The sequence below is a fragment of the Gracilimonas sp. B-17 genome, from assembly GCF_056857935.1.
This window is the reverse complement of sequence record NZ_JBSXOA010000012.1, coordinates 1,131,494-1,143,900: the sequence shown is the minus strand read 5'-3', so window position 1 is coordinate 1,143,900 and position 12,407 is coordinate 1,131,494. Positions and strand designations below refer to the sequence as shown.

At 38.9% G+C, this 12,407-nt stretch carries 13 protein-coding genes; 7 read left to right on the top strand and 6 right to left on the bottom strand.

The features are described from left to right. Positions 1 to 36 precede the first annotated feature (36 nt). The gene (locus tag AC13FX_RS13315; RefSeq protein ID WP_482881289.1) at positions 37 to 723 is read left to right on the top strand and encodes an energy transducer TonB; all 687 of its coding nucleotides are present in this window, start codon (positions 37 to 39) and stop codon (positions 721 to 723) included. Positions 724 to 773: 50 nt separating this feature from the next. On the opposite strand, the gene AC13FX_RS13310 is transcribed toward AC13FX_RS13315, so the two are convergent. From AC13FX_RS13310 to der, 5 genes are all read right to left on the bottom strand, one after another. Continuing rightward, positions 774 to 1,142: a response regulator gene (locus AC13FX_RS13310; RefSeq protein WP_482881287.1), complete on the bottom strand. Its 369-nt coding sequence runs from the start codon at positions 1,140 to 1,142 to the stop codon at positions 774 to 776. A 170-nt stretch (positions 1,143 to 1,312) separates the two neighbouring features. Continuing rightward, positions 1,313 to 1,765: a peroxiredoxin gene (locus AC13FX_RS13305; RefSeq protein ID WP_482881286.1), complete on the bottom strand. Its 453-nt coding sequence runs from the start codon at positions 1,763 to 1,765 to the stop codon at positions 1,313 to 1,315. An 11-nt stretch (positions 1,766 to 1,776) separates the two neighbouring features. After that, the gene (locus tag AC13FX_RS13300; RefSeq protein ID WP_482881285.1) at positions 1,777 to 2,385 is read right to left on the bottom strand and encodes a hypothetical protein; all 609 of its coding nucleotides are present in this window, start codon (positions 2,383 to 2,385) and stop codon (positions 1,777 to 1,779) included. A gap of 14 nt (positions 2,386 to 2,399) precedes the next feature. Then, the gene (locus tag AC13FX_RS13295; protein ID WP_482881284.1) at positions 2,400 to 2,915 is read right to left on the bottom strand and encodes a hypothetical protein; all 516 of its coding nucleotides are present in this window, start codon (positions 2,913 to 2,915) and stop codon (positions 2,400 to 2,402) included. Between the two features lie 165 nt (positions 2,916 to 3,080). Beyond that, positions 3,081 to 4,388 carry a ribosome biogenesis GTPase Der gene (gene der / locus AC13FX_RS13290; protein ID WP_482881283.1) on the bottom strand — a complete coding sequence of 436 codons (1,308 nt, stop codon included), beginning with the start codon at positions 4,386 to 4,388 and terminating at the stop codon, positions 3,081 to 3,083. Positions 4,389 to 4,453: 65 nt separating this feature from the next. Here der and AC13FX_RS13285 point away from each other — a divergent pair, with 65 nt between their 5' ends. Beyond that, positions 4,454 to 4,693 (top strand): hypothetical protein, encoded by a 240-nt coding sequence (locus AC13FX_RS13285; RefSeq protein ID WP_482881282.1) that lies wholly within the window; start codon positions 4,454 to 4,456, stop codon positions 4,691 to 4,693. Positions 4,694 to 4,698: 5 nt separating this feature from the next. Here AC13FX_RS13285 and AC13FX_RS13280 read toward each other — a convergent pair whose 3' ends face one another. Further along, positions 4,699 to 6,729 (bottom strand): ATP-dependent helicase, encoded by a 2,031-nt coding sequence (locus AC13FX_RS13280; protein WP_482881280.1) that lies wholly within the window; start codon positions 6,727 to 6,729, stop codon positions 4,699 to 4,701. A 190-nt stretch (positions 6,730 to 6,919) separates the two neighbouring features. Here AC13FX_RS13280 and AC13FX_RS13275 point away from each other — a divergent pair, with 190 nt between their 5' ends. The 5 genes from AC13FX_RS13275 to AC13FX_RS13255 all read left to right on the top strand — a co-directional run bounded on the left by AC13FX_RS13275 (position 6,920) and on the right by AC13FX_RS13255 (position 12,407). Beyond that, positions 6,920 to 7,570, top strand: coding sequence for a thymidine kinase (locus AC13FX_RS13275; RefSeq protein WP_482881279.1), 651 nt, complete (start codon positions 6,920 to 6,922; stop codon positions 7,568 to 7,570). A 23-nt stretch (positions 7,571 to 7,593) separates the two neighbouring features. Continuing rightward, positions 7,594 to 8,922, top strand: a complete 1,329-nt coding sequence (locus AC13FX_RS13270) for a NupC/NupG family nucleoside CNT transporter (protein ID WP_482881277.1) — start codon at positions 7,594 to 7,596, stop codon at positions 8,920 to 8,922. Positions 8,923 to 9,134: 212 nt separating this feature from the next. After that, complete coding sequence (locus tag AC13FX_RS13265; RefSeq protein ID WP_482881276.1) at positions 9,135 to 10,046, top strand: peptidyl-prolyl cis-trans isomerase; 912 nt, start codon at positions 9,135 to 9,137, stop codon at positions 10,044 to 10,046. Then, positions 10,036 to 11,418, top strand: a complete 1,383-nt coding sequence (locus AC13FX_RS13260) for a peptidylprolyl isomerase (RefSeq protein WP_482881275.1) — start codon at positions 10,036 to 10,038, stop codon at positions 11,416 to 11,418. The genes AC13FX_RS13265 and AC13FX_RS13260 overlap by 11 nt, the downstream gene beginning before the upstream one ends. After that, positions 11,415 to 12,407, top strand: a complete 993-nt coding sequence (locus AC13FX_RS13255) for an AAA family ATPase (protein WP_482881273.1) — start codon at positions 11,415 to 11,417, stop codon at positions 12,405 to 12,407. Before AC13FX_RS13260 ends, AC13FX_RS13255 begins: the two co-directional genes overlap by 4 nt.

Here is a 12,407-nt window from a genome sequence, read left to right as displayed (position 1 = left end):
TCATCATGTAACTTCTAAAACCAACAGGAGGTTACTATGAGAGGCCCGGTAAAGATTATTGAAAGAAAAAATGACCTGAAAAGAGGTTACCTGATCCGTATGGAGATCGGTTTTATTTTAGCTCTTCTTTTGATGATTTCTGCTTTCAAATTAGATATAAACATTGAATCACCAGATGAAAATCTGGTTATTGACAGGCAGGAAGAGGTTTTTGTAGAAGAGATTGTGCAAACAAAACAAGAGATCAAAGCGCCGCCGCCGCCAAGACCAATGGTACCTGTAGAAGTGCCCAATGATGAGATCATTGTGGATGATTTTATTGACCTTGATGCAGAATTAGACCTGGATGAATCTTTTATGGAATTACCGCCACCGCCACCTCCGGTTGAAGAAGATAATTCTAATGAGGAAGAGATCTTCATAGTAGTTGAACAAATGCCTGAATTGATCGGAGGTTTAGCGTCTCTGAATAAGCATATTATTTATCCAGAAATGGCACGAAGAGCTCAGATCGAAGGTCGAGTTATTGTTGAATTCATTATTGATAAGGAAGGAAATGTAATGGATCCTAAAATTATCAGAGGCATTGGAGGTGGGTGTGATGAGGTAGCTCTGAATGCCGTTAAAAAGATCAAATTCAAGCCGGGCATGCAGAGAGGCAAACCGGTTTTGGTCAGATACAGTATGCCAATAAACTTTACATTAAAAGACCAGAATAGTTAGCCATTCTGTCAAAGTAAGGTTCAATAAGACAATAAGCCTTGAATTAAGTTTCAAGGCTTATTTTTGTCTACTAAATCAATATTCTTTTTAAGCTCATCAAAACTTACCGGTTTGATGAGATATTCCTTAAAGTTGGTTGATTTGGCTCTTTCTAAATTTATTGGATCGGAATTACCGGTTATATATATAACAGGATACTGCAGTTCTTTTTTCCGTATCGTTTCCATAACCGTGATACCATCAATATTGTCCTCGAGCATGATGTCCATCAAAATGAGATCAGGAGCCAATTTCTGAATTTGATCGATTGCTTCAGATCCTTTGGTGACAATAGATGAAACCTCATGCCCAAGTCTTTCTATCATTTTGGACAACAGAAGGGATAATACTTTATCGTCTTCGACAACAATTATCTTCATTCTTAATAGTATTTATTTAGTTAACCAACCGTCATAAGTAATTATTAAAGCTGACAGATAATAAGAAAATTTTTATCCATGTGATTAAATAATTATATCAAACTTCTTATAATTTATATTATGTAAAGTTAAGTGTATTAATATTCAATACTCTTCCCTATGCTTACAAATTAGTTAAGTTCAACTAGTACTTCCTGAACCTTATTCAGGTTTGGCATGTCACCTGAATTTTCAAGGATCTCCTTGTGTATGATCTCTCCTGATTTATCGATCACAAAAACAGAGCGTTTTGAGACTCCTTTCATTCCAAAATAATCTTCATAAAGTACGCCGTATGCCTCACTCACATCTTTATTAAAATCACTTAGCAATTTATAATTCAAATTATTTGCCTCTTTAAAAGCTTTTAAACTGAATGTACTATCAACGCTAATGGCAAGAACTTCTGCATTCAGGGAATCATATAACTTCATATTATCTCTTGTTGTGCATAATTCTGTTGTACATACGCTGCTGAATGCCAATGGGAAAAATAGTAATACGACATTCTTTCTTCCTTCATATGTGCTCAGTGTTACATCATTAAGCTTAGTGTCTTTTAAAGTAAAATCTATTGCTTTCAATCTCTTATATCCTAATTATCAGTTCGTGTTATGTTTGATTGAATAAATCTATACAGAACCAATAAAATTCCCGCTGAGAATAAAATTTCACTGATCCATATTTTTTCTTCCATTTCACGGTTAAAAATAAACCAATAGAGCGTGAAGGCTATACTTACCAGTGTTAGTCCTATTATATAATATCTGCGCCCGGTTATTTTTACTTTATTTACTGTAAAGACAAGTATTGTTACGATCAAAGCTCCCCCCTGATATATCCCATTGACGAGGTCTTTGATCACAATAGAATCGATGATCAAAGGGAAAAAAAGAAAACTAATGAATGGCAATGCTGTCAGATATAACGGGAAACGTGCAAATAGCGGTTTGGATTCTCTTATAAGTACAAGTAAACCGCTTATGTAAAAAGTAACGGATATCAGTTTACCCCAGTTCATGAAAAATTGCCTGGGTTGCAGATCTAGAAGATGTATTAAATAAGCAATAAATAATATCAAAGCTGAAGACCCAAAATAAAGATCTACCAGTGACCTTCTATGCATGAATTGCTTAAATAAAGCATACAAACTTATCAGCAAGGTCACTGCGACAACAAGATCAATCCACTGTATTGGTTCCATTAACTACTTTTGTTTCAGTTTTCAAGTTCTTGTTTTGACTCATCCGGTTTTTGATAAGTCAATACAAGGTCAGCGATTTCTTTCAAGGTTTTCCTTTCGTTATTTACCATACCCAGGGTAAATTCATACAGTGTAACGGTTGACCTGCCTTCAGAAATCTCCCTCTCCCAATCTATCAATTGTAGATTTTTAATAAGGTTAAGTAGTGCAACCCTGTGTTTAGATATCTTATAAAGTAGTTTTTGAATATCCTGAAGCAGCTCCTCATCCCTTTCATAACTTTCTGAAGGTTTGACGTAAGAATTCAGGTTGATAGGCCTGTTATTTCTGAATGTATCCTCAATAACCGGGCGGTAGTACTTTTGCTGAGCATGGTCTATGAAATGAAGAATTTCAGCAATAGACCTGCCTTCTCTAGGTGTTTTGTTATACGGAACAGATTCGATCACGTATTTTAAGGCTTCAGCCTCATGTTCAAGATATGCAACATCATTAATTAATGAGTCAATTTGGCTTTGTTTTATCTCCATTCGAAATGAAACCTCTAAAACCGGCTGTTAGATGCGGGAGTTAAATCGTTGTTATTAATTCTGATTGATTTTAGCCATACCATGAATGCTCTGAACCACGAGCGATTGCGAAGAAAATACTTCTTTGTTGTCATAGCATCAAAGATTATTATTAGTTCCTGCCGATTATTTTTGACGAAATACCATAGTGATAGGTACTCCTGTAAATCCAAATCTTTGACGGATCTTACTTTCTATGAACTTGCGGTAGTTTGGTGGTAACTCATGTGGACTATTCATGAAAAATTTAAAGACCGGAGGATTGCTTTTGACCTGAGTTCCGTAAGTGATCTTAAGTTGTTGTCCTCTTTTCATTGGTAAGGGGCGCTCACCCAGCATATTCTCAATAAAATCATTGAAATCAGAGGTTGAGATCTCTTTTTTTCGTTCGTCTATCACAGTTTGTGCCATATCCAGCACTTTATGTACCCTTTTCTTATTCAGAGCAGATATTGTCACTATAGGTATATATGATAATTGAGGAACAGAAGTATAAATATATTCCTCGAATTCTTTAACTGTGTTGGTATCCTTTTCAGGCACCAGATCCCATTTATTCAATACGATCACAAGGCCTTTGTTAAACTTTTCAGCTTCCTTCAAAACCCGCTTATCCTGGGCATCAAACCCTTGCATGGCATCTACCATTAATATTGCCACATCACATTCCCGTATTGCTTTTTCAGTTCTTACAGTACTGTAAAACTCTATGTTTTCCTTTACCTTGGTTCGCCTTCTTAAGCCGGCTGTATCAACTAGAATATAATCCCTGCCATTATAATGCAGATGACTATTCAAAGAATCACGTGTAGTACCGGCAATATCGGTTACAATGGCTCTTTGATCATTAAGTAAAGCGTTGAATAAACTACTTTTGCCTACGTTCGGGCGTCCAATAAAAGCTAGTTTTGGTGTTTCAACTTCCGGTTCCGGTTCTGCTTCAGGTAGATGTTCAACAACTTTATCCAGGAGATCGCCGGTTCCCATTCCACTTATGGATGATATAGGATAAAGGTCTTCAAAGCCCAATTCATAAAATTCAGTGGCATTGAGCCTGCGCTCTTCATTATCAGCTTTATTTACGACAACAATTACAGGTTTGTCTTCTTCCCTGAGTAATGATGCTACGGCTTTGTCCAAAGTATTTACACCGGTTTCCACGTCAACAACAAAAAGAATGACATCAGATTCTTCTAACGCTATATGAACCTGCTCCCTGATACCAACAGACATTACATTCATATCATCCGGTAAATAACCACCGGTATCGATCACACTAAATTCACGGCCGTTCCAAAACGTTTCACCGTAATGTCTGTCTCGTGTTACACCATATTCATCGTGAACGATAGCTTTACGTTTTCCGATCATTCTATTGAAAAAGGTGGATTTACCAACGTTTGGGCGTCCTACAATTGAAACTACTGGAAGCATTTTAAGTGTTAGATTCTTAGATTAAAACAAGCAATAAAGGTACGCATTATTCAGCACAAAATACTATGCTTCAAAGCTTTTACGAAAACTTCGGATTCCTGGGTACTCTATTCCTGGCCGTATTTATGTTTATATTTTTCATATTCTGGATGGCAGGCATGGCCGGTATAACTTTACCCTATGATGGAGGCCGAAAGAAAGGACACAACTGGCAAATCGCACTCGCGGTTTTTGTACCTATCTACCCTGTGGCCTGGTTGATATTTGATATGTACATGCAAAGAAAGTACATGAAAGATAAGTGATATGATCAACCGCCCGACTCTTCCAGTCTATCCTGTGCGGACTTGGGTAACTGTTGGGGAGCCTTTTCTTCAATAAGCTTCCATTCCTCAACAAGTTCATCATTCATCTCTTTTAAAAAGCGAGAGGGCTGCGTAAAATAATCCCCATAAGAAGACTGAGCCAATACAGGAAAACTAAAATACAGCATGTCTTCTGCCCTGGTCACCGCCACATAAAGCAATCTTAATTCCTCATCCAGCTGTTTCTCATCTTCAACCGAATAGGCCGATGGAATGATACCGTCAAGGCATTGGATAATGAACACATGCTTCCACTCCAGGCCTTTGGCTGAGTGTATCGTACTTAAGATCAAGGGCGATTCTTCCTTTGTCTTTTGTTCTGTGTCAACAGCTGTTGCAGCAATTGGATCCAAAGCCAGTTCTTCAAGCATTTTAGGTAATGATGTGAAGCTCTCTGAAACGTTTATAAAAGCCTCTAAGTCTTTGATACGCTTAGGATAATCATCATATCGTTTTTTACAGAAGACCTTATAATAATTCGTAATGAGCTCAATGACCTTAGGGATCGAGTGATCGTTTTCTTTTATATCAACTAGCAATTTGCTTAGCTCTTTCAGTTGATCAATATACGACTGACTGGTAGTATCAGAGAGGTCAAGTTGATACGGATTTTTGGCTAGCCGGATCCATTCGAACATATCCTGGGCTGTTTTTGGGCCAATGCCATCAAGTAGCATCAACACCCGGTTCCAGGCTATCGTATCCATTGGGTTCACTAATACCCTTACATGAGCCAGCACATCTTTGATATGTGCTGCTTCAGTAAATTTTTGACCGCCATATTTTACAAACGGAATATTTTTTCGATTTAGTTCTACCTCAAGGTCAAAAGAATCTCTTCCATTTCTGAAAAGCACGGCAATTTCATTCAGATCCAGACCTTGTTCACGTAATTGTAACACCATTTGAGTAATGAATCGGCTTTGGTCGTGTTCACTCGGTGATTGAACAAGTGCAGGCAGTTCTCCCCCCTCATTTTTTGAATAAAGTTCTTTATCAAACTTATAGTTAGCCTGTTTCAATAAATTATTGGCCACCAGTAAGATCTGGGGTGAAGAACGATAATTTTCCTCCAGTTTTATAAGTTTGGTTCCCTCAAAACGCTTTGGGAATTCGAGAATATTTTGATGATCTGCCCCTCTAAAGGAATAGATGCTTTGGGCATCATCACCAACTGCCATTACATTACCATGTACACTCGAAAATAATTCGGTCAGGTCAGCTTGTAATTTATTGGTATCCTGAAATTCATCAACCATAACATATTTATTTCCAGAAGCCACTTTAATACGTATGTCATCATTTTTGCTAAGCAATTCTCGCGTATTGATCAGCAGATCATCAAAATCCATCACAAAGTTCTTCTCTTTGTAATTCTGATACGCGTCTGAAACCTCAAGGATCTTTTCCTCTTGCTCAAGAAATTGAGGATAATCTGCTTGCAGAACCATTCTGATATCAAGATTCTTGTTTTTACCGGTGCTAATGATATTCAATAATGTATTTTTATTAGGAAAACGCTTCTTCTTTTTATGAAGGTTCAATTGAGTCCTAACAAATTGAATAACTTCTAGTGAATCTGCAGTATCAATAATGGTGAAGTTTGACGGATAACCAATTGCATCAGCATATCTGTGCAAAAGCATGCTGCAATAAAAGTGAAAGGTCCCTCCTTGTACCTGCTTGCACCGTTCATCCAGAATATTACTTGCACGATTGAGCATTTCTTTTGCAGCTCGCCGGGTAAAGGTCAGTAATAGGATGCTAGATGGATCAACGCCACTTTCCACTAATCGGGCCACTCGGTGGACCAAAGTTCTGGTCTTCCCGGTTCCGGCTCCAGCAACAACCAAAGCAGGACCATTGTCGTGGAATACAGCCTTAAACTGACGCTCATTCAGCAGTTCATTATATTCGATCGAATAATCTTCAGGCCTTTTTAACGGCTCATCCTTCTGCAGTATAAATTTTTTCATACACCAAGATACTAATCTGATGGTATATGTAATAATTATGTATCCCTTCAAAATTTACCTTATTTGGCAGGTCTCTCAAAACAATACAAGAAATTGAAATCAGTTGTTTTAAACTTTCCTTTTCTCCCTGTCGCCTGATATATTCCAACCTCAAAAATCAAAAGGATCAAATACAGGATATTAGAACTTAATGATCAACGAACCTTCATTGGCTCCACGAGAAGTTGGATGGATCGAAGTGGTCTGTGGCGGAATGTTTTCCGGTAAGACTGAAGAACTTATTCGAAGGGCCAAAAGAGCTCATATTGCCGGACAGCATGTTGTAGTAGTTAAACCATCATTGGATAAACGATACAGCGATGAAGAGGTGGTTTCTCATAATGAAACTGCATTACCCTCAATTCTTGTAGATACCGCTGACCAGATCGTATTATTGACCAGTAATGCAAAAGTTGTTTGTATTGATGAGGCTCAATTTTTTGATGACCGTGTGGTAGAAGTTGCAAATACTCTAGCTAATGATGGGAAACGGGTTATCGTAGCCGGTTTAGATATGGATTCTGAAGGAAGACCATTCGGCCCTATGCCCTATTTACTTGCCATTGCTGAATATGTAACTAAATTACATGCTGTTTGTGCAGAAAGTGGAACCATGGCGCACTATTCACAGCGAGTAGTTGAAAAAGAAGGTCAGGTGTTGGTTGGGGAGTATGATGCTTATGAACCTAGAGCCAGACACTGTTTCAGGCCCCCGCATGATAAGCGGAGAGGAAAGCCTATAAAGCCATTTAGAAACCCTCACGCTGATAAACCGGAAAATCAGCCCGAAAAACAAGAATAAAAGAATTAACCTAAACTACCCTTATGGATATAATTCGTGGAATTATTGGTATCGTAGCTCTGCTTGGGCTTGCTTTCATTTTTAGTAAAAACAAAAAGAATATCAATTGGAAACTAGTAGTAATAGGAATTGGGTTTCAGTTTTTACTGGCCATTTTTATTCTCAAAGCAGATGTTCTTGCTTCTTTCTGGGCTCCTCTTGGCTGGCCAATGCTGGCTTTCCAAAAAGTGGCCAGTTTCTTTGTGGTAGTCTTGAATTACACTACTGAAGGAGCTTCATTCATATTTGGGCGCCTGGGACAGGGACCTGAGCATCCTGAGAGTTTAGGCGTCTTTTTTGCCTTCCAGGTACTTCCAACCATTGTATTCTTTGCGTCACTGACTGCTATTTTGTACCACTATGGTATTCTTCAATTTATAGTTAAAATGGTATCAAAGGGAATACAGAAACTCTTAGGTACATCAGGAGCAGAAACTCTTTCAGTAGTATCAAATATATTTGTGGGCCAGACAGAAGCTCCTTTGGTTATCAAGCCATTTATTGAAAAAATGACTAAATCTGAGCTTATGGTAGTTATGACCGGTGGTATGGCTACTATTGCCGGTGGTGTAATGGCAGCTTATGTAGCAATGTTGGGCACTCCCTTCGCAGAAGCTAATGGATTGGAAATTGCAGTAGCACAACAATTATTTGCTGAGCGATTGTTGGGTGCAAGCTTGATGGCTGCTCCTGCTGCACTTGTGATCGCTAAGATCCTAATTCCTGAAGATGGTGAACCGGTTACCAAGGGTGAAGTTTCCATGCACGTGGAAAAAACTGACGCAAATGGTATTGATGCGGCTGCAACGGGAGCCGGAGTTGGTCTTAAGCTTGCCTTGAATGTTGGCGCTATGTTATTGGCCTTCATCGCGTTACTTGCCATGTTCAATGGAATTTTAGGCTGGGGAAGTGATCTATTTGGAGTTACTTCTTTGTTAGGGGAGTCATTGACTATTGAAATGTTATTAGGGTGGGTATTTGCTCCTATTGCCTGGCTGATCGGAGTACCCTGGGCTGATGCCGTCAATATGGGATCCATGCTTGGCACTAAGATCGTGTTAAATGAATTTGTGGCCTATTTACAGCTTGCCGAAGAAGTCAGTGCTGCCAATATTTCTCCCAAAACCATAGCTATGGCAACGTTTGCTTTGTGTGGTTTTGCCAATTTCTCTTCTATTGCCATTCAGATCGGAGGTATTGGAGGATTGGCACCAAGCAGGAAATCGGACCTGGCAAAATTTGGTATTAAAGCCGTATTTGCGGGTACTCTTGCAAATCTAATGACCGCTACTTTTGCAGGAATGTTATTTTGATGTTGATCACAGGACCCGATATCCTGAAACATTCTTCTCAATTGATCCTCTTAATAACGAAATATGACCATTAGATGAAGCGTTTGACAAATTAATCAGTTACCGCTTTTCTAAATAAGAAATTAGCTTTATTGAGTATTTAGAACAGGCTTATTAAGTGAAGGAGAATTATCATAACTTGGAGCAAGCCTAAAATAGCTATAATTTTAGATATGAAGACTATATATTTACTGTTCATCACATGCACATTGATCCTATTTCAGGGTTGCCAGACTAAGAACGGCAGTGACACGGTGGTATTGGCGGAGGTTGGCAATCAGGTGTTAACTCGATCTGAAGCTATTGCTTCCATTCCGGTAAATGCCATGGAAACTGATAGTTCAATTGTTCTAAAAAAATACACGGAAGACTGGGTTAGAAGGCAGGTTATTTTGCAGGAAGCAAACCGCCTTAATTTTACTAACAGAAGAGATGTTAGAGAGCGCATGCAGCGTGTTCAGGATGAATTTATACTTCAAGCTGTTCAGGATTATATTATCAGTGAATTTGAGGATGACCTAAGCGTAAGTGAACTGGAAGCAAGAAACTACTATCAGCAAAATAAAGAAAAATTCACCCTTGAAGAGCAGTATGTGCAGTATCGTCATGTCATTACTGAATCTATCTCGGAAGCTCAAAATGCCAAGCGTGAGTTAATGAGAGGAACTGACTGGGAAACTGTTGCAAAGCGGTACTCGAAGTATCCGGATCTAAAGATCAGGGAATCGCAAAAATTCTGGCCTATATCGATATCAGGTGGTGATGTAAATATGTTGAACCGTTACTTACGCGTTATAGGGCCTTCCGAAATTTCTCCGATCTATCGATCGGGCAATGAATATCACTTTGTACAGTTAATAGAGGAACGACCTGAGGGCGACCATCCTGACCTGGATTGGTTGATCGAACAAATACGTGAATGGTTGACGTTGGAAAAACGTAAAAGAGCATTCAACACATATGTAAAGAATCTTTATCTTCAGGCGCAGGCAAATAACGAAATTAAAATTTATAACAATACTGACGAAAGCAAAAGTGCTTTTGCAGATACCGTTTCATTGAGACAAATAACTAATGAAGAATAAGCTTTTATTTTTACCCCTTCTTTTAATCATCCTATTCACGCATTTAAACCTTAAAGCTCAGGAAAAACCAGTTCTGGCTGATCGTATTGTTGCTCATGTGAATGATAATATCATTCTGAAATCAGACATAGATCAAAGTGTGGCTGATTATATGAGGCAGGCCCGTGTTTCAGGACAAAATATAGAATTCAGTAAGGAATTATGGTTTAGTTTCCTTGAATCTGCCATTAACAATTATGTTATGCTCGAAAAAGCTGAGATCGATTCCATTACGGTCACAGATGATGAGGTCAGCCTCCAAATGGATCAAAGAATCCGACAGTTAGTATCACAAGCAGGAAGTGAACGTGCCCTGGAGCAGGCTTTTGGTAAATCACTGATACAGCTTCGTGCTGATTTCAAGGAAGATTTCAGAGAACAAATGGTTGCACAGCGGGTTCAGCAACAAAAGATCCAATCAATCAGCATAACGCGACCTGAAGTTGAAGAGTTTTTTAATGCGATCCCAACCGATTCATTGCCTACCATACCTGAACAGGTTGCTTTATCTCAAATTGTCATCGTCCCTCCTGCTAAAGAAGATGCCAAGCAAGCAGCTTTTGATTTTGCACAACAGTTACGTGATTCAATTGTGGTACACGGAAAATCTATTGAAGAGCTTGCACGTCGCCATAGCGATGACAGAGGTTCAGCGACAAATGGAGGCGCATTACCTTTGATGGGACTTGATGAATTGGTTTCTGAATATTCTGCAGCAGCCTCTGCCCTTCAACCCGGTGGCATTTCTAAGGTTGTTGAAACGCAATTTGGATTTCATATTATTAAACTGAATCGCAGAGTCGGTGACAGAATAGAGACAAATCACATTTTAATATCTGTTGATTCAGAGCAATTGGATGAGGAATTTGCGATCGAAAGGTTGAATTCCTTACGAGACAGTATCATGACAAATGATGATGTCAAATTTGCTGCCGTGGCTCGAAAATTCAGTGAAGATCCAAATACAAAACCATACGGCGGTAAGATCTTCGATCCTCAAACCGGAGAAAGACTTATACCACTTAACAGGCTCGATCCTGCGATGTATCGTATCGTATTGTTAATGGATGAAGAAGGTTATATATCTGAACCTCGATCATTCACACTACAGAGTAAAAATAGTAAGGCATATAGAATTGTGAGGCTTGATCAACAAATACCTGAACATATTGCAAATCTTGATCAGGATTACGAACGCATAAAAAATATTGCTCTGCAGCAAAAACAAAACAGGGTTATGCAACAATGGTTAAATGACCTTCGAAATGATGTTTATATAGAGTATAAAATTGACAGGCCTGATACCAACGTAGATCTGGAGAATTCTCTATGAACAGAGATGTAAAGGACTCAGTGAAACTGGCTGATGATTTTCATCAGGTGTTTCATGAGATCAAGGCTGAGATACATAAAGCAGTTATTGGACAGGAAGATATCATAGATCTCCTGCTCATAAGTTTGTTTTCCAAAGGTCATTGTGTTTTAGTAGGTGTTCCGGGTCTGGCTAAAACATTGCTTATCAGAACATTAGCAGAATCATTGAATTTAACATTTAATCGTATTCAGTTTACTCCCGACTTGATGCCAGGAGATATCACCGGTACAGAAGTCATAGAAGAAAACAAAGATTCCGGAAGAAAGGAGTTTACTTTTATTAAAGGTCCCGTGTTTGCGAATATAGTTTTGGCGGATGAGATCAATCGTACACCACCAAAAACACAAGCAGCCTTACTTGAAGGTATGCAGGAATATCACGTGACCACCGGAGGTAAAACTTATGATCTGGACCAGCCGTTTTTTGTACTGGCTACTCAAAACCCTATTGAGCAGGAAGGCACCTACCCTCTTCCTGAGGCACAGCTTGACCGTTTCATGTTCAATATTTGGGTGGATTACCCTTCGTTAGAAGAAGAAAAAGAGATCGTAAGCAAAACAACTGCTTATCAGGATATCCAAATAGAGCCACTGCTGACGAAAGAAAAGATACAACAATTACAGGCTTTAGTGCGAGAAGTTCCAGTTCCTGATAGCGTTTTGGATTTTGCTGTTGAATTGGTCTCCAAAACCCGCCCCAATACAGCCATTGCTCCTGATTATATCAATAAATTCATGAGTTGGGGTGCCGGCCCCCGTGCCTCTCAATATCTCATTTTAGGAGGTAAAGCCAGGGCTTTGTCGCAAGGAAGGTATCATGTCACGGAAGAGGATATCAAAGCTTTAGCTATCCCGGTTCTTAGGCATCGTATTGTTAATAACTATGCCGCTGAAGCTGAGGGTTTTACGACAGTTAAGCTTATCAATATGCTATTGGACGAAGGTTAA

Excerpts from the sequence above, each read along its gene's own strand:
- AC13FX_RS13270 (WP_482881277.1), top strand. The coding sequence starts at position 7,594 with ATGGATATAATTCGTGGAATTATTGGTATCGTAGCTCTGCTTGGGCTT.
- AC13FX_RS13280 (WP_482881280.1), bottom strand. The coding sequence starts at position 6,729 with ATGAAAAAATTTATACTGCAGAAGGATGAGCCGTTAAAAAGGCCTGAA.
- AC13FX_RS13300 (WP_482881285.1), bottom strand. The coding sequence starts at position 2,385 with ATGGAACCAATACAGTGGATTGATCTTGTTGTCGCAGTGACCTTGCTG.
- AC13FX_RS13310 (WP_482881287.1), bottom strand. The coding sequence starts at position 1,142 with ATGAAGATAATTGTTGTCGAAGACGATAAAGTATTATCCCTTCTGTTG.
- AC13FX_RS13295 (WP_482881284.1), bottom strand. The coding sequence starts at position 2,915 with ATGGAGATAAAACAAAGCCAAATTGACTCATTAATTAATGATGTTGCA.
- der (WP_482881283.1), bottom strand. The coding sequence starts at position 4,388 with ATGCTTCCAGTAGTTTCAATTGTAGGACGCCCAAACGTTGGTAAATCC.
- AC13FX_RS13265 (WP_482881276.1), top strand. The coding sequence starts at position 9,135 with ATGAAGACTATATATTTACTGTTCATCACATGCACATTGATCCTATTT.
- AC13FX_RS13285 (WP_482881282.1), top strand. The coding sequence starts at position 4,454 with ATGCTTCAAAGCTTTTACGAAAACTTCGGATTCCTGGGTACTCTATTC.
- AC13FX_RS13260 (WP_482881275.1), top strand. The coding sequence starts at position 10,036 with ATGAAGAATAAGCTTTTATTTTTACCCCTTCTTTTAATCATCCTATTC.
- AC13FX_RS13275 (WP_482881279.1), top strand. The coding sequence starts at position 6,920 with ATGATCAACGAACCTTCATTGGCTCCACGAGAAGTTGGATGGATCGAA.
- AC13FX_RS13315 (WP_482881289.1), top strand. The coding sequence starts at position 37 with ATGAGAGGCCCGGTAAAGATTATTGAAAGAAAAAATGACCTGAAAAGA.
- AC13FX_RS13255 (WP_482881273.1), top strand. The coding sequence starts at position 11,415 with ATGAACAGAGATGTAAAGGACTCAGTGAAACTGGCTGATGATTTTCAT.